This window comes from Gordonia sp. DT30 (genome assembly GCF_049844915.1).
Lineage (GTDB): Bacteria > Actinomycetota > Actinomycetes > Mycobacteriales > Mycobacteriaceae > Gordonia.
The window spans coordinates 15209-31245 of the sequence record NZ_JBNCLY010000001.1 but is presented as its reverse complement, the minus strand read 5'-3'; the positions used below and the strand labels follow the sequence as shown (position 1 = coordinate 31245).

The 16037-nt window shown below is 66.8% G+C and carries 16 protein-coding genes and 1 tRNA gene; 6 read left to right on the top strand and 11 right to left on the bottom strand.

Annotated features, from left to right (window positions below; translation table 11 throughout):
* The first annotated feature begins 2 nt into the window (after nucleotides 1-2).
* From ACLQ3C_RS00155 to ACLQ3C_RS00135, 5 genes are all read left to right on the top strand, one after another.
* Entirely contained in the window at nucleotides 3-1373 is a 1371-nt protein-coding gene (locus ACLQ3C_RS00155) for a dihydrolipoamide acetyltransferase family protein (RefSeq protein ID WP_425702372.1), read from the top strand.
* Nucleotides 1374-1463: 90 nt separating this feature from the next.
* Entirely contained in the window at nucleotides 1464-2846 is a 1383-nt protein-coding gene (gene lpdA, locus ACLQ3C_RS00150) for a dihydrolipoyl dehydrogenase (RefSeq protein WP_425702370.1), read from the top strand.
* 28 nt (nucleotides 2847-2874) lie between these two features.
* The gene (locus ACLQ3C_RS00145; protein WP_425702369.1) at nucleotides 2875-3969 is read left to right on the top strand and encodes a Glu/Leu/Phe/Val family dehydrogenase; all 1095 of its coding nucleotides are present in this window, start codon (nucleotides 2875-2877) and stop codon (nucleotides 3967-3969) included.
* A gap of 84 nt (nucleotides 3970-4053) precedes the next feature.
* Nucleotides 4054-4941 carry an MBL fold metallo-hydrolase gene (locus ACLQ3C_RS00140; RefSeq protein WP_425702368.1) on the top strand — a complete coding sequence of 296 codons (888 nt, stop codon included), beginning with the start codon at nucleotides 4054-4056 and terminating at the stop codon, nucleotides 4939-4941.
* A gap of 124 nt (nucleotides 4942-5065) precedes the next feature.
* A complete protein-coding gene (locus ACLQ3C_RS00135; RefSeq protein WP_425702367.1) occupies nucleotides 5066-5866 on the top strand; it encodes a DUF1684 domain-containing protein in 801 nt (266 codons plus the stop codon).
* 217 nt (nucleotides 5867-6083) lie between these two features.
* On the opposite strand, the gene ACLQ3C_RS00130 is transcribed toward ACLQ3C_RS00135, so the two are convergent.
* From ACLQ3C_RS00130 to ACLQ3C_RS00110, 5 genes are all read right to left on the bottom strand, one after another.
* On the bottom strand, nucleotides 6084-6533 hold the full coding sequence (locus ACLQ3C_RS00130; protein ID WP_425702365.1) for a hypothetical protein: 450 nt from the start codon (nucleotides 6531-6533) through the stop codon (nucleotides 6084-6086).
* A gap of 5 nt (nucleotides 6534-6538) precedes the next feature.
* The gene (locus tag ACLQ3C_RS00125) at nucleotides 6539-7150 is read right to left on the bottom strand and encodes a TetR/AcrR family transcriptional regulator (protein ID WP_425702363.1); all 612 of its coding nucleotides are present in this window, start codon (nucleotides 7148-7150) and stop codon (nucleotides 6539-6541) included.
* A complete protein-coding gene (locus tag ACLQ3C_RS00120; protein WP_425702362.1) occupies nucleotides 7147-8334 on the bottom strand; it encodes an MFS transporter in 1188 nt (395 codons plus the stop codon). Before ACLQ3C_RS00120 ends, ACLQ3C_RS00125 begins: the two co-directional genes overlap by 4 nt.
* Nucleotides 8335-8774: 440 nt before the next feature.
* Nucleotides 8775-9767, bottom strand: a complete 993-nt coding sequence (locus tag ACLQ3C_RS00115) for an MsnO8 family LLM class oxidoreductase (protein ID WP_425702361.1) — start codon at nucleotides 9765-9767, stop codon at nucleotides 8775-8777.
* Nucleotides 9768-9808: 41 nt separating this feature from the next.
* Entirely contained in the window at nucleotides 9809-10120 is a 312-nt protein-coding gene (locus ACLQ3C_RS00110; RefSeq protein WP_425702360.1) for an antibiotic biosynthesis monooxygenase family protein, read from the bottom strand.
* 285 nt (nucleotides 10121-10405) lie between these two features.
* On the opposite strand from ACLQ3C_RS00110, the gene ACLQ3C_RS00105 reads away from it, so the two are divergent.
* Nucleotides 10406-11173 carry a DUF6319 family protein gene (locus tag ACLQ3C_RS00105; protein WP_425702358.1) on the top strand — a complete coding sequence of 256 codons (768 nt, stop codon included), beginning with the start codon at nucleotides 10406-10408 and terminating at the stop codon, nucleotides 11171-11173.
* 175 nt (nucleotides 11174-11348) lie between these two features.
* On the opposite strand, the gene ACLQ3C_RS00100 is transcribed toward ACLQ3C_RS00105, so the two are convergent.
* The 6 genes from ACLQ3C_RS00100 to ACLQ3C_RS00075 all read right to left on the bottom strand — a co-directional run bounded on the left by ACLQ3C_RS00100 (nucleotide 11349) and on the right by ACLQ3C_RS00075 (nucleotide 16035).
* Nucleotides 11349-11552 carry a hypothetical protein gene (locus ACLQ3C_RS00100; RefSeq protein ID WP_425702356.1) on the bottom strand — a complete coding sequence of 68 codons (204 nt, stop codon included), beginning with the start codon at nucleotides 11550-11552 and terminating at the stop codon, nucleotides 11349-11351.
* 791 nt (nucleotides 11553-12343) lie between these two features.
* A tRNA-Pro gene (locus ACLQ3C_RS00095) sits at nucleotides 12344-12417 on the bottom strand.
* A 94-nt stretch (nucleotides 12418-12511) separates the two neighbouring features.
* Entirely contained in the window at nucleotides 12512-12778 is a 267-nt protein-coding gene (locus ACLQ3C_RS00090) for a GlsB/YeaQ/YmgE family stress response membrane protein (RefSeq protein WP_425702354.1), read from the bottom strand.
* A gap of 46 nt (nucleotides 12779-12824) precedes the next feature.
* Entirely contained in the window at nucleotides 12825-14270 is a 1446-nt protein-coding gene (der, locus tag ACLQ3C_RS00085; RefSeq protein WP_425702899.1) for a ribosome biogenesis GTPase Der, read from the bottom strand.
* A gap of 5 nt (nucleotides 14271-14275) precedes the next feature.
* Nucleotides 14276-14959 (bottom strand): (d)CMP kinase, encoded by a 684-nt coding sequence (gene cmk, locus ACLQ3C_RS00080; RefSeq protein WP_425702353.1) that lies wholly within the window; start codon nucleotides 14957-14959, stop codon nucleotides 14276-14278.
* Nucleotides 14956-16035 (bottom strand): pseudouridine synthase, encoded by a 1080-nt coding sequence (locus ACLQ3C_RS00075; protein ID WP_425702351.1) that lies wholly within the window; start codon nucleotides 16033-16035, stop codon nucleotides 14956-14958. Before ACLQ3C_RS00075 ends, cmk begins: the two co-directional genes overlap by 4 nt.
* Nucleotides 16036-16037: the final 2 nt, after the last annotated feature.

Sequence of the window (16037 nt, the reverse complement as noted above, 5' to 3'; positions counted from 1 at the left end):
ACATGACTGAAACGCAGACGTTTCTGCTGCCCGATCTCGGTGAGGGACTGACCGAGGCCGAGTTGGTCAGCTGGTTTGTCGGGGTGGGCGACGCCGTCGAACTCAACCAGGTCATCGCCGAGGTCGAGACCGCGAAGGCCTCCGTCGAACTGCCCTCGCCGTACTCCGGGACGGTGGTCGCACTGCACGCCGGAGAAGGAGACACCGTCGACGTCGGCACGCCGTTCATCGACATCTCCACGGGTGCCGCAACGGACTCGCTGCCGACCACCTCGACCACAGACGCAACCGACACGGCGACGACACCGGAGGGCACAGCCGAGCGCGTTCCCGTCCTCGTCGGATATGGCGTGGCGGACGAGGCGTCGAGCCGGCGTCGTGCCCGCGGCGCCACCCGAACCACCGAGACCCCCACCGCTTCCACCGGCACTGCCGAGGCCGAGGGTGGTGGCCGCTTCGCCGAGACGCGGCCACTCGCCAAACCGCCGGTCCGGTTCCTCGCGAAGCAGAACGGCATCGAACTCGGCAATGTCCCCGCCACCGGCGCGCACGGCGAGGTCACTCGCGCCGACGTCACCGCATATATTGCCGCACAGAGCCTTTCGGACGACGCGGACACAGAGACAAGCTCCCACGCCGATGCCCCGCCCGTACCTGTTGTCGGCAGCCACGGCGCGGAGACCAGGACCCCGATCAAAGGTGTGCGCAAACACACCGCGGCCGCGATGGTGGCCAGCGCGTTCACCGCTCCCCACGTCACCGAATTCGTAACCGTGGACATCACCGAGACGCTCGACCTACTCGAACGGCTGCGAGCGCACCGCCGATTCAGCGACACCCGGCTGACGCCGCTGGCGTTGATCAGCAAGGCGCTACTGATCGCCGTGCGGGCAAATCCGTCTCTCAACTCGTCGTGGGACGAGGACTCCGGGGAGATCGTGACCAAGCACTACGTGAATCTCGGTATCGCGGCCGCCACGCCGCGTGGACTGATGGTGCCCAACATCAAGGACGCCGATCGCATGTCCCTGCACGAGTTGGCGAACGCGCTGGTCGACCTGACGACAACCGCGAAGGCGGGCAAGACATCACCGGGCGATCTGGCGGCCGGCACGATCACCATCACCAATGTCGGTGTGTTCGGTGTCGATTCCGGCACACCGATTCTCAATCCCGGGGAAGCCGGCATCCTCTGCGTCGGCGCGATCCGCCGTCAGCCATGGGAGCACGAGGGCGAGATCGCCCTCCGGTCGGTCACCACTCTCAGCCTCTCGTTCGACCACCGGCTCGTCGACGGCGAACAAGGGTCACGGTTCCTCGCCGACATCGGACGAATTCTGTCCGATCCCTTCGAGCTGATCGCTCTCGGCTGACCTCCGTCCCGCCGAGGCGTGGTTCGCCTCCAATACCCGAACTCGAGCGCTGCGTGCGCCTGAACCTTCTTGACAGGAGTGAGATCTGCGATGTCCCATACCCCTGATGTCGTGGTCCTCGGCGGCGGATCCGGTGGCTACGCCTGCGCGATCCGCGCCGCCCAACTCGGCTTGAGCGTCACGATCGTCGAGGCCGACAAACTCGGCGGCACCTGCCTGCATCGCGGATGCATTCCCACCAAGGCCCTCGTCCACGCGGCCGAGGTCGCCGACACCGTCCGCGACAGCGCCGCGTTCGGAGTGATCGCGGCGCTCGACGGTCTCGACATCGATCGAATCCGTTCGTACCAGGACGGCGTTGTCGGCAAGCTGTACAAGGGATTACAGGGCCTTGTCGCTCACCATGGCATCGAGGTGGTATCCGGCGTCGGCCGCTATCTCGGCGACCGGACTGTCGAAGTGGACGGGCAACGCATCACCGCCCGGCGCGCCGTTGTCCTGGCGACCGGTTCGCAACCTCGACAGATTCCGAACCTTCCGGTCGGCGGCCGCATCATCACCAGCGACGAGGCATTGACGCTCGATGAGATACCCAGGCGCGCTGTCATTCTCGGCGGCGGCGTGATCGGCGTCGAGTTCGCCGGCGTGCTGGCATCCTTCGGCACCGACGTCACGGTGATCGAGGCCTTGGATCGCCTGGTGGCCGCTGAAGACGAGTGGACGTCGAAACAACTCGCGCGCGCATTCCGCAAACGCGGCATCACCGCCCGGACATCCACCAAACTGATCGGCGCCGACCAGTCCGGCGAGACGGTCACCGTGACACTGGATTCCGGCGACACGATCGAGACCGACATGCTGCTCGTCGCGATCGGTCGGGAACCGCGGACCGCCGGCAGCGGATTCGCCGAGGCCGGCATCGCCCTGGAGCGCGGCCACGTCGTCGTCGATTCCCACCTCCGGACCAATCACCCGGACGTCTGGGCCGTCGGCGACATCGTCGCCGGACTCCAACTGGCGCACCGCGGATTCCAGCAGGGGTTGTTCGTCGCCGATCAGATCGCGGGCCGAAGCCCAGCCCCCATCGACGAGATGGGCATTCCGCGAGTCACCTACACCAGTCCCGAGATCGCCTCGGTGGGCTTGACCGAAGCCCAGGCACGCGCGCAGTACCGCACGGTGACCACCGTCGAGTACGACCTCGGCGGCAACGGCAAGAGTCAGATCCTGCGCACCACAGGCGGAGTCAAGCTGGTCCGCGCCGGCGACGCCGCGACCGGTGGCCCGGTGGTCGGTATCCACATGGTCGGCGACCGGATCAGCGAGCTGGTCGGCGAGGCCCAGTTGATCGTCAACTGGGACGCTCACCCCGACGACGTCGCCGCCCTCGTCCATGCGCACCCCACCCAGTCGGAAGCTCTCGGCGAAGCCCACCTCGCACTCGCTGGACAACCCCTGCACGCCCATAGCTGACGTCCTCATCCCTCGAAAGGCAAAGAACGTGTCCGTCACCTCACCCGCCCACCCGATCATCGATGATTCCGCCGTCTTCGACCGCGCGGACGCCATCCCCGGACTGCCCCACGAACAGGTCGTCTTTTGCGAAGACGCCGCGAGCGGGCTCAAGGCCATCATCGGCATCCACTCCACGACGCTCGGACCTGCCATGGGCGGTACGCGTTTCTACCCTTATCCCGACCAGGGATCGGCCCTCACCGACGTACTCCGGCTCTCCCGGGGAATGACCTTCAAGGCTGCGATCGCCGGTGTGGCACTCGGTGGCGGCAAGGCGGTCATCATCGGTGACCCGACCACGCAGAAGACGCCGGAGCTGCTTCGCGCCTACGGACGGTTCGTCGACACCCTCGGTGGCCGCTACCTCACCGCGGGCGACATCGGTACCGGCGCTGAGGATCTCGACATCGTCGGGGAGTCGACCCCTCATGTGCTCGGACGGACGGCCACGTCCGGCGGCTCGGGCAACAGCGGACCGCTGACCGCGTTGGGTGTGTACCAGGCCATGCGCGCTGCCGCCGCTGTAGCCTGGGGCGATCCCTCGTTGACCGATCGCGTCATCGGTGTCGAGGGTGTCGGCAAGGTCGGCTCCGAACTCATCGCGCTCCTGGCGGCCGAAGGTGCCCGGATCGTGGCCACCGATGTCGACCGCGCGGGCCTGGCGCGAATCGTCGAGCGGTTCCCGGATGTCACGACCACCGATGACGTCATCGGTGAGAAGCTCGACGTCTACGCCCCCTGCGCACTCGGCGCCACCCTCACCGAGAGCTCCATCGAACGGCTGACCGCGTCCGTGGTGTGCGGCGCGGCAAACAACCAGCTGATCGAGCCGGGGATCGACGATCTGCTCCACCGGCTCGGTATCGCCTGGGTCCCCGACTATGCCTCCAACGGCGGCGGCCTCATCCAGGTCGACGGCGAGCGGGCCGGAGCCGATGCCGATGTGACGCGCCACCGCGTCGAGGCCATCTACGACACGGTCACCTCCATCTTCGAGCGTTCTGCGTCCGAGTCCGTCGCAACCGGCCGCGCGGCAGACCAGTTGGTGCAGGAACGCCTGCGCACCGGCCGGACCGCTTGATCCCCTGGCGTTTCCGCGTCCTGACCCCGCTGGTGGGGGTCTGCCCACCGGTCCGCACGACTATGACCCTCATGCCGCTACGGCATGCGGATCGGTGGCCGCCCGTCAGCGTCGCCGGGCGGCCACCGTCGGGCCACGAAACGCCGGTCGGGGCGACCGGCCTATCCTCGACAGGTGCGCATCGGCAGCATCAGCATCGAGCCCCTCCGCGACGGGTCCGGGACAGAGCAGGCGGGCGAGATCATCTCGCGATTCTCTGACCCGGAGGCCTGGAGATGTCATCCCGACCACTTCGGCGATGACGGCCGGTGGAGCTTCCCGGTCGGGGGTTTCCTTGTGCGGACGGGTGATCGGGTGGTCCTCGTCGACGCCGGGGTGGGCCCGATGGACGAGGACGGCTATGTCGGCGGCGCCCTGCTGGACTCGCTCGCTGAGCACGGTGTGACGCCGCCCGAGGTGACCGACGTGGTCTTCACCCATCTGCATTTCGATCACATCGGGTGGACCTCAGTTGACGGGAGCCCGGTCTTTCCGAATGCCACCTATCGCTGCCACGAGGCCGATTGGACATATTTCGTCGACGGACCGACCGCAGCCGCGCCTGTGCGGGACAAGCTTCTCCCGATCCGCGAGCGGTTCATTCCCTTTACCGGTGATCACCAGATCGCCCCTGGTCTCGACGCCCGTGCGGCCCCGGGCCATACGCCCGGTTCCACAGTGTTCGTTGCGTCCTCGGGAGAGCGGCGCGCAATTCTTCTCGGCGATGTCGTCCACTCCGTGGTTCAGCTCTCCGAGCCCGATTGGACCGTCGTGTGGGACGTCGACCCCGTCGCCGCTTCCCAGATGCGAAATGCCTTGGCAGATGAGGCCGCCGCACGTGGCGATCTCGTCGTGGCCGCACATTTTCCGGAAATGCGGTTCGGCCGAGTGCTTATCGCAGAAGGCCGGCGCCAATTCAGTGCCATCGCATGAGCGGTCCTACGCCACCACCACCGATCGCAACAGGGTTCGGCGCACGATGCGGCCAAGGCAATGGATCGTGTCCGGTCTGCGTTGACGTCTGACGACCACCATCACGCCCACGAGGAGGCCGCACATGACCGACACATTGTCCACCGATACCGAATTCGTCGACACCTGGCAGAGCTGGCACACCGCCCGTGAACACGACCTCGCCGCGCCGCTCGGCTGGCTCTCGATCACCCGGCTGGAATGGCTCGACACCGAACCGACGCGCTACGACGGCATTCCCGGTACCTGGTGGTTCGACGAATCGGCCGCCCACGTGCGTAGCGCCGATGGGGAGTCGTTTGCCGACCGCGACTTCGAACTCACGCCGACGGGGCCTGGTGAGTTGGTCGAGATCGACGGCGTGCACATCGAGATCGTGCGACGCGGCGAGGGCTACCTCATCCGGACCCACGACGGCTCCGCACCCGCGGTTCGCGATTTCCACGGGGTTCCCGCGTACTCCGCAGACCCCACATGGGTTCTACACGGCCGCTTCGAGCCGTATTCTGAGCCTCGCCCGGTCACTGTCGGTGCCGTCGCCGAAGGCCTTGCGCACGTCTACGTTTCGCCGGGTGAGGTCGTACTCGGCCATGACGGAGGCGAGCACCGGCTCATCGCATTCAACGGCAAGACCGGCGGTCTGAGCATCCTGTTCACCGACGCCACCTCCGGGGTCACCACCTACGCCGCGAATCGCAGTCTCGCCGTGAACGCGTCGCAGGCCGTCCTCGACGAGGGTGGGCCCGTCGCCGTGGACTTCAATCGCGCCACCAACTTGCCATGCGCCTTCATCGACTTCGCGACGTGCCCGCTGCCACCGGCGGGCAACCATCTTCCCTTCGAGGTCACGGCCGGCGAGAAGATTCCCTACGAACGCTCGCAGTAGCCGAGATCGCCAAGAGTGGGGACGAATGTTCGTCCTCCCTTTTGTGTTCGTTCCCCGGATGTGCGCCGGCGGTTCGCCAGGCGGCGCTCTATCCGGCCGAGCCTTCTTCACGCCCGTCATCAGTGACTCCCCGGCACATGACCTCGTTGACGATCTCCAGCGACCGGACGCGGCAGGCTGCGGTCGACGCGACAAGCTGAAACATGATCTCGTCGGACTACGTCGACGCCGCCAGTTCGCGCAGCCGCTCTGCCACACCGTCCGGCGTGCCGATCACCTGGCGCGCGTGGTGTTGGTCAGGAGCCGCCCGCTCCTGAATCGTGAACTCGCGCACCAGTGCCCGCTCTATTTCCACCGGCTGTGGTCGAGCACCCCGCAAGAGGGCGAGGTGCGTCATATCTGTGGTCATGGTCTGGGCACGTACCCGTTCGGGCGTGTCGGCGGCCACGAGCATCGCCGTGATCATCACGTGGGGTTCGTCGAGGAAGCGTGATGGTGTGAAGGCACTTCGGTATTGGCCAAGGATCTGCTCCGTCCCGTCGTGCGCGAAGTGATGCGCGTAGGCGAATGGCAGCCCCAGCGCGCCGGGCGGCTGCGCCCACTGCCCCGAGGCGGAGCCGATCGCGACCGTGAGCCGAGGCGCGCTTCGCCCCCTGCGGCGTTGCACGGCTTCTAGTGCGGTGAACCGAAAGCGCTGTCCAGCAGCGTTTCGACAGCAGCCCTCGTCGACGCGATGAGTTGGCGACGGTGGCGGGTCCCCAACAGTGCAGAGGCGTGATAGAGCGCTTGGAGTTGCATGCCGGTTGTCTTCGGGTCCGGCGCACCACCCTGCACAGCGAGATCGGTGAGCAGTTTCAGCGTGAAGTCGCGATAATCCTCGGCGGCCTTCATGACTTCCGGCCCGGCCGCGGGTTCCGCACTCGCGCGGGCGAACGCGCATCCGCGGTAGTCGGGACTACGCAGCCGGCGTGCCTGGGTCGCGAAGACGGCGAGGATTCGTGATCGCGCATCTGGAGCCTGCAGCACCGCCTCGACCAGTTGGGCCGCGATGATCTCGTGTCGGGCGCGCAGGTACGCAGCGGCAAGGTGTTCCTTGCTTCCGAACAGCCGGTACAGCGATGCTTTCGCGACGCCGGCCTGCTCGATGACACGATCGATCCCGACCGTGTTCACACCCTCCTGGTAGAAGAGCTCGTCCGCGGCGGCGAGCAGCTTCCCACGCGCCGACCGGCGCGAGGTGTCAGCGCCGCGCTGCTCGTCGTTGTCTGCGCCCATACGGCTCATTCTGACTCCTCGGGCTCGAGCGCCGCCCGCCGGGAGAGGCCGAGCGCGAGAGCCGATGCGACGGCGAGCAGCAGGAGAACGGCAACATAGCCGAGGGTTGTCCCGAGCAGGTCGCCGGTGCGGGCTGTGACGACGCCGGCCACGATGACAGGTAATCCGAACCCCAGATAGGAGGCGACGTAGAGCAGCGAAAGGGTCCCGGCGCGCTCGCTCTGCCCCACCGCGGGAAGCACCAGTTGCATGCCTCCACGGAATCCGAGCCCGAATGCCACCCCCGCGATGGCCGCAGCTCCCAGCAGCAATCCGACGATCCCGCTCACCACCGCGGCGACCACAACGAGGCCGCCCACCACCAGACCAGCAATGCCGCAGGCCAGCGAAACGCGACCAGGAAGCCTCGAAGTCGCGAACGCGACGATCGGCGAAACGGCCCCGACGATGGCAATCGGCAGCGCGCCGAGAATCGGCGATGACGAGCCCGACAGCTCCGCCGTGAGTTTCGGCCCCAGGCCACCGAAGAGTCCGGATACCGCCCAGACCGAGAACAGCACCGGGCACGCAGCCACCAGCAACAACCGAACATTTCTGGGCGCCCCGACCCGCGGACGCAGGCTCGCCCACACGCCAGGCCGGCGCGCAGAACCATCCGGAACGAACAGCAGGCCGATCGCCTGCGCCACCAGCACTCCGATGAGCACGAGATAGACGAGCCGAGTCGGGGCCGGCCCGAACTGCGCAAGCAATGCCGCCCCCATCGCGCCCGCGGCCGAACCGAACGGGGGCGCGGCGGCATTGGCGACCGTCCCCCGACGAACATCGGTGTCGAGCAACGCGGCGCCCACAGCCGAGAGGCCCACGCCGGTCGAGAGTCCCTGCAACACCCGGGCGCAGAGCAGCCAGTCGACATCAGCGGCCGCCACGAAAAGCGCCAGCGCCACGATCTGAATGGCCAGTGCCGCCCACATCACCGGTCGGCGCCCCAGGTGATCGGACAGACGCGCAAACACGACCAGCCCGCACAACAACGCCAGCGCATACACCCCGAATACCAGCGATGTCGCCTCCACCGACAACGACCACTCCGTTTGATAGATCGGGTACAGCGGCGTCGGGGCAGCGGACGCCGCCAAGAACGCCGCCGGTACCGAGGCCAGGAACGCGAGACGCCAAACCGGCCTCTTCACAGTCGTCTCCACGCGATGAGTCGTCGACGACCCGGGAGACGGCAACGTCAGTTCACGTGATTCGCTCGTGTTCACACCCCCACACTAGCCTCGATGATACCGATCTGTCTCATCTGGGAGACCGATCGGCCTCATCACGTGCGATGGTTTGCCACCCAGGCGGATTCATCCACATACGAAGATCAGACCGGCCACCTCCCGATCAGTCGATGTGAATGCCGGATGTTCCGCGCAGTGGGGCGAGGGCATTGTCGAGGGCGGCGTCGAGAGGCGCGCGGATCGCTCGGGCCGGCAGTTTTCGTCCTGCAACTTCTGTGTCCGTCGGTGTTCGCGCGTCTTGCCTCAGTGTCGGCTCACTGCGTGAGCTCTGCGTCTAGATGCGTGAGCTCTGCGACCGAACGGCCGGTCCTGGTTCCAGGCCGAACGCCTGGGCGAGTAGTTCATGAGAGTGCCTGCGGACGTCCGGGTCGGCGATCAGGTCTTGGACCATGATCTCGTCGGCGCCGGACTCGGCGGCCATCTGTTCCAGGGTCGCGCGCACCTCGTCGGGCCCGCCGGCCACGAAGCGGGGCCACCGGCCGCCGGTGATCGAAGTCGGCTCGGCTTTCTGAGCCTCGGTCATCTCGCGCGCGGCTTCGTCGGGCGTGGGGACCATGACAGATCCGGCCGCCCGGCCGGCGCGGCCGAGTCTCGCGTAGTAGCCCTTGGGCGAGTCCGCCAGGTGCAGGCCCACGGCGTGGGGTATCGCCGACCGCGACGTTGACGGCCAGGATCGCGCGCGGCGAGCAGAGTCCGAACCCCTGCGACTGGAAGACCTCGCGATAGTGGCGCAAGGCTGCGGCTGCGCCAGTCGGGTCGATGAACCCGGCGAAGGTGTAGCCGATGCCGAGTCCGGCGGCCAGAGTCGAACCGTTCGGGCTCGATCCCAGGAGCCAGGTCTGCGGCCGGCTGGGCACACTCGGCATCAACGGATGGGCATGGAACGGGTGATCGTCGGGGAACGACTCATACAGCCAGGCCAGGGTCTCCAGGACCTGCTGCTGATGGTCGACCTGGGCCGGGTGTTGGCGGTTCTGCTGTAGCGCGGCGTCGAGTATCGGGCCGGCAGTGGCCCGGCCCATTCCCAGGTCGACCCGCCCGGGGGCCAGCGCTTCGAGTTGCTGGAACATCTCGGCGGCCTTGAACGGGCTGTAGTGGTTCATCAACACCGCGCCCGAACCGAGCCGGATCGAGGAGGTGATCGTCGCCGCGGCCGCGATCAACAGCTCCGGGTAATGCGAGGCGCCAGACCGGGACAGGTGGTGCTCGGCGAACAAGACCCGATGAAACCCCAGGTTCTCCGCGTGACTCGCGGTCGCCAACGCATCGGCCAGCGCGTCGGTCTCGGTGGTTCCCGGTGCGACGGTCCCCAGGTCGACGATCGACAACTTCACGGACGAACTCTCCCCGGCCTCGACGGTGGATGGCACCGACCCTACGCAGTTAGTTGGCTTGTCCCATCCGTCACGACGACGTCGAACCCGAGGACCTCGGCGCTCATCCCCCGCCGCTTGTCGGCGTCGTGACCGCCGGCCGGTCGCGCGGCCGACCACCGGTCGTAGTCCTCGCGCGAGTCCCAGCGGGTGAGGACGAAGTAACGCTCCTCGCCAAAGGCGGGGCACAGCAACTCGAAGTCGCGGAATCCTGCCGCGGAGTCGACGGACTTCTTCCGCGTCGCGAACCGCTGCTCGATCTCCGCTTGCGTGCCCTCGGGAAACGTCAGAGCGGTGATATTGACGAATGTCATCGTGACTACCTCCTCGGCGATGCCGGACGTGCTCGGTCCGCACGACCCGGACAAGCCGATGCTATGCCGCAGTCGTGGCTGCTCTCGAGGGCCGAAAGACCCGGGTCAACGGCTATCGCACCGCTTTACGGATGGAGGCGGAAACTGCCTGTCGCGCAGCGTGTTCGGCGGTGTTGCCCAAGTCACAGTCGGCCCACATCCAGCCGATCCGATCCATTCCGGGTTCGCCGGCCAGGTGAATCGATGGGCACCCGTGCGCGATGTCGGGGGCGTATGGAAATGTTCGTGACGATCAGTTCGAGAGGAGCCGCCACCATGCCACCACGCCGCAGTTCGCAATCCGCGTCACTCACGCCCGAGGATCTGACCAGTCTGGCCGCCGAGGTCGCACAGGGTCGCCGTCCGACGGTGTATCTACGCGAAGGAATCCCGGGCCTCGACCTCGAACCCGGCACATCAGCGCGTGTGTTGTCGGTATCCGGCAGCACCGTGACCGTCTCGCCGAGAGGCGTCGACGACGAACTTCCCTACGAGGCGAACGAACTGCGGAGGACCAAGAACGAGGCACCGGCGAGGTCCTCGGCGCCAAGGTCGTCGGCAGCGAAATCCTCGACCGGCAATCCGCATACCGCCACGGCGACTACACCGAATTCTGCTGCCCGACAGCGACGCACGCGCACGCCGGAAACCTCTACCGCACAATCTGGTTCGTCACGCACCGACGCACCGGCGAGGTCGTCCGACACCGAACCCAAATCCAAACGCGCCCCGGTGAAAAAGGCCGCGAAGACCGTCAGCGTGACCATCTACGGTTCCGCGGACAACCAATGGTTCGTCTCGATGACCCGGGGCGCACACAAGCCGCAACGGGCACGGGCGGTGACAGTGGAATCGGTCGACGCGGCCATGCGAGAACTCGGTGACAGCATTGTCCAAGACGCGGTGACGTCGGTGATGACCGCCGCTCGCGAGGAGGCCAAACGCCGCGTCGACGACCTCAGCCGCGAACTCGAGCAAGCGCGCGAGGCACTGGCCGCCCTCGACAGTCACTGACCGAACAAGCCCGGTCCGGCCCTGGACGGTGCGACGGCGCCGTTCGGCCCGAGCCTGCAACAGTTCCGGTGTGGGAGACGCCGATGGCGTTCGCCATGGACAGGGAAGACATTCCGTGGGGCCGTCCTACGGCGGCGGACATTTCGCTCCCACCGTTCCGTGACAAGACCGAGCATCAGCGGTACAGCAAGTCACTGGCGCTGCACTTGGCCCTGATCGACGACGGGTCGACCTCGTGGTCGACCGTGATCTTCGACGGGGTGGACCCCGATTCTTCGCCGACCCCGACGATGACGGCGGCTGGGCGATAGGTGCGCACGAGCGAGGGAAGCGAGCGTGCCTTCGATGACTCCGAACTCGCGTAACTCGCACCGGGCACGAAACTCCCCCACCGTGCGGAGGGTTTCGACGATCAGAAGTTTCCCTTGAATCCAGCCAGTCGAATGCCATCGACTCACCTCTTGCCTGTCATCTTGACTGACCGGCGCGCCGGTCCGAGGAGCCCGCTCTTGCAAAGAGCCCCAGGGCTATTCGCCGATCCGTGGGTTTCTTTGCACTAGTGAGACATATGGCAGCTGAGACCAGATCGCCGAGCCCGCAGTGCACATCGCAGCCAGGTCCGCGTGCTGTAGGCCGATGCGCGGGAACGCCATCGACTCGATTCGTGGCCCGGCGTGTTCGAACTGCTTCGGCACCGTGTTCGCACCCGCGCCGTCGAGGCCTTCGATTGCCACCAGGATTCCCGTGAGCGAGGTGGTCGGGCGGCGGCCCGGACCGGCCGCAGGCGAATCCCCAGTCGGTGGTGATCGGCGACATCGGAGTCGTGATGGACAGCCGGTCGACGAGCCGCCTCTCGAGCGGCTCGTGCGTTTCCCGCCGGACAGGAGATCGAGCGCGGTCCGAGCCGCGCCAGGAAGCGCCGGCCGGCCCTTGCTCGTGGTGCGGTTGTTGCGGGCGCGGTACATCGCGCCCGACCGGCGGGTGTGCCCGGCTCACCGTCGGCTGCGAGGCGCTGCGCCTGCCGCGACGTCACGCCGAGGATCTGTGCCGCCTCGGACACCACTCGGGGCCGGTGCGACGGTTGTCAGAATGGTCGTCACCCGTCCGACAGTGCCTGAATTCGAAACCCCAGAAATGAGAAAACCACCCGTTACCAGGTGGTTCTCGGAGTCGGGCTGACAGGATTTGAACCTGCGACCACTTGACCCCCAGTCAAGTGCGCTACCAAACTGCGCCACAGCCCGTTGCCCTGATCGACGACCTTCGCGTCATCAAGGCGTAGATGAGATTAGCCGACCACTGGCTCCGCATGCCAATCGCCTGGTCAGCGCCCTGCGATCAGGACACGGTCGAGCGCTTCTTGTACCAGACCCAGCCGCCGGTGACGACCAGCGCGCCGACCAGCGACCCGATGATCCCGCTGGGGCGGAACGAGATTCCGTCGCCGGAGAGCAAGCTGATCAGCAGGCCGCCGACGAAGGACCCCACCAGGCCGGCGACGATCGCGAGTCCCCAGTCGATGTTCCACATGTTCTTGCCGCCGATGATGAGCTGGGCGAGAGCGCCGATGACCATGCCGAAAACGATGATTGCCAAGATGAGCACGACAGGAGTATCTCACAGAGGCCACCGCGCGGGTCCCGGCGCCTCGTCAGCGTTTGCGACGCTCCCGCTTATCACGCACCCGCACGTTGATCCGGACGGGCGAGCCGTCGAAATTGAACTCCTCACGCAGCCGGCGCTCCAGGAAGCGCCTGTACCCGGCTTCCAGGAACCCGGTGGTGAACAGCACGAATGTCGGTGGCCGGACAGCCGCCTGGGTGGCGAACATCACGCGCGGTTGCCGACCCCCGCGCAGCGGCGGCGGGTTGGCCGCGATGACGTCTTTGAGCCAGTTGTTCAGTGGCCCGGTGGAGATCCGCTTGTCCCAGGACTGTAGGGCGCTCTCCAGCGCGGGCACCAGCTTCTGGACGGCCCGGCCTGTCATCGCCGAGACGTTCACGCGGCCCGCCCACGGCACGCGCGCGAGATCGCGGTCGATCTCCTTGTCGAGCTGGTAGCGGCGATCCTCGTCGACCAGATCCCACTTGTTGAACGCGATCACCAGCGACCGCCCCGATTCGATCACCATCGACAGCACCCGCAGGTCCTGTTCGGTGACCGGCTCGGAAGCGTCGATGAGCAGGATCGCCACCTCGGCGGCGTCGAGCGCCGAGCGGGTGCGCAACGACGCGTAGTACTCGTGGCCACTGGCCGTGCGGACTTTGCGACGCAATCCGGCAGTGTCGACGAATTGCCATGTGCGGCCATCGAGTTCGATGAGTTCGTCGACCGGGTCGACGGTGGTGCCGGCGACGTTGTCGACCACCGAACGTTGGGAACCGGCCAGCTTGTTGAGCAGGGAGCTCTTGCCGACGTTGGGTTTGCCGACGAGCGCGACACGGCGTGGACCGCCGATCCGCGGGGCGTCTTCGCGCGGGGTTTGCGGCAACCGGTCGAGGATGACGTCGAGCAGGTCACCGGCGCCGCGTCCATGCGCCGCCGACACCGGTTGTGGCTCGCCGAGTCCCAACGACCACAGCGACGCGGCCTCGGCCTCTTGCTTTTCGCTGTCTATCTTGTTGGCCACCAGGATGACCGGTGTCTTCGATCGCCGCAGTGTCCGTGCCACCGCTTCGTCGGTGGTCGTGGCGCCCACGGTGGCATCGACGACCAGAACGATGACGTCGGCGGTCCGCATCGCCTGTTCGGCCTGAGCCGCGACCGCCTGCTGCAGCCCCTTGGCGTCGGGCTCCCAGCCGCCGGTGTCGACGACGTTGAATCGTCGGCCCGACCAGGAAGCGGCGTACGAGACACGGTCCCGGGTCACCCCGGGGATGTCTTCGACGACGGCTTCACGCCGGCCCAGGACACGGTTCACCAATGTCGACTTGCCGACGTTCGGTCGGCCGACGATGGCCACCTCGGGCACCCGCTCGACCTCACCGGGCTCCAATGCGTCACCGAACTCATCGAGGTTCCATTCGGCTTCATCACTCCACAAACCGTCGCCGGGCAACGCGGTGATGTCGGCGGTGCCGTCGGTGGCGTCGGACATATCACTCACGAGGCAACTCCGATCCGGGTACGGACCAGGTCGGCCAGATGTTCGAGAACCTGATCCAAGGTCATGTCACTGGTGTCCACCGTGATCGCGTCGTCGGCCGGCCGCAACGGCGATACCGCACGGGTCGAGTCGAGATGGTCGCGCCGATTCACCGCGGCAAGCACCTCGGCGTTGTCGCTGGGCCGCCCGGCCGCCAGGTTTTGTCGATGCCGCCGCTCGGCCCGGGCTTCGGGCGACGCGGTGAGGAAGATCTTGATCAACGCATCCGGGAACACCACGGTCCCGATATCGCGTCCCTCGACGACGAGCAACTCGGCTTCCGCCTGGCGCCGTTGGAGTGCAACAAGCTTTGCGCGTACCGCTGGTACCGCCGACACGGGAGACACCGCATCGGTGACCTCATCGGTCCGAATCATGCCGCTCACGTCCTCGCCGTCCAGGTAGACCCTCGACGATCCGTTCGCGCCGGGCACCAACCTGATATCCGCGGACGCGACCACCGCGGCAACCGCGTCGGCCTCGGCCGGGTCCACACCGGCGCGCAGCACCGCGAGCGCCGCGGCCCGGTACATCGCCCCGGTGTCGAGGTAGTGCGCACTGATCTTGTGCGCCAAGAGCTTCGAGACACTCGACTTTCCGGTGCCCGCAGGACCATCGATGGCGATCACTCCGCTGCTCACAGTCCCACCGCCTTGTAGAGCGACCCGACCTCGTCGCGGCCGAGAACACGGAGACTGCCGGGTCGCTGATCGCCGAGCGCCACGGTACCGATGTGGGTGCGCACCAGCGCCTGCACCGGGAAGCCGACGGCTTCCATCATCCGTCGCACAATCCGATTTCGTCCTTCGTGCAAGGTGATCCGGACCTGCGATTCCCCCTCGTGGACGCCATTGATGGTGAAGCCGTCGACGGCGACCGGCCCGTCGTCGAGCTCCACGCCGGATCGCAGTGTCCGCACCAATGAGCGGGGCACTTCTCCCCGCAACCACGCCAAGTAGGTCTTTGGCACCTCATAAGACGGGTGCATGAGGCGATGTGCGAGTTCTCCGTCGTTTGTGAGCAGCAGCAAGCCTTCGGTGTCGGCGTCGAGCCGTCCGACATGGAACAGGCGCTGCCCCGACATGACCCGTTCGGCGACGATGTCACCGATGCACGGACGACCCTGGTCGTCGGACATCGTCGACTGCCAGCCCTTCGGCTTGTTCAATGCCAGATACTGCCGGGTCTCGTCGATGATGACCCGGGCCCCGTCGACCCGGATGACCGCCGAGTCGGGATTGATACGCATGCCCTGTTCGGTGACGATCTCGCCGTCGACCTCCACACGTGCGGCCGCGATGAGTTCCTCGGCGCCGCGCCGCGATGCGACACCCGCTTGCGCGAGGACCTTTTGCAGTCGGACACCGTCGGCAACGTAGGTCGCGCCGTGGTCACCGTCATCCGACGACGGTGCCTGATGCCGCGCCGGACGCGCGTTGTTGAGACGGATACGCCCCGCGTCCACGTCGGGCTTTGAACTGCCCTTACGATGCTTCTTCTTGGCGTGCGGTTGCGCGTGCGGCGGCACCGAGCCGGTGCCGGTCTTCTTCCCGGTGGGCTTACCAGCGCCTTTGCCGCCGACCGGCTTGCCGCCCCCAGCGGCGTTCTTCGCGGCGGAATTCCGGCCTGCAGCGCTCTTATCCGTGTGATTTCGGGCCGTGTGGTTCTTGGCCGTCTTGCGTCGTCCCGGTGTGCCATCCCGGCCAGCGGTTGCCATAT

What these genes read in the sequence shown, in the direction of transcription:
- ACLQ3C_RS00155 (WP_425702372.1), top strand. Translation starts at nt 3, where the DNA reads ATGACTGAAACGCAGACGTTTCTGCTGCCCGATCTCGGTGAGGGACTG.
- lpdA (WP_425702370.1), top strand. Translation starts at nt 1,464, where the DNA reads ATGTCCCATACCCCTGATGTCGTGGTCCTCGGCGGCGGATCCGGTGGC.
- ACLQ3C_RS00140 (WP_425702368.1), top strand. Translation starts at nt 4,054, where the DNA reads ATGCGGATCGGTGGCCGCCCGTCAGCGTCGCCGGGCGGCCACCGTCGG.
- ACLQ3C_RS00135 (WP_425702367.1), top strand. Translation starts at nt 5,066, where the DNA reads ATGACCGACACATTGTCCACCGATACCGAATTCGTCGACACCTGGCAG.
- ACLQ3C_RS00125 (WP_425702363.1), bottom strand. Translation starts at nt 7,150, where the DNA reads ATGAGCCGTATGGGCGCAGACAACGACGAGCAGCGCGGCGCTGACACC.
- ACLQ3C_RS00110 (WP_425702360.1), bottom strand. Translation starts at nt 10,120, where the DNA reads ATGACATTCGTCAATATCACCGCTCTGACGTTTCCCGAGGGCACGCAA.
- der (WP_425702899.1), bottom strand. Translation starts at nt 14,270, where the DNA reads ATGTCCGACGCCACCGACGGCACCGCCGACATCACCGCGTTGCCCGGC.
- ACLQ3C_RS00075 (WP_425702351.1), bottom strand. Translation starts at nt 16,035, where the DNA reads ATGGCAACCGCTGGCCGGGATGGCACACCGGGACGACGCAAGACGGCC.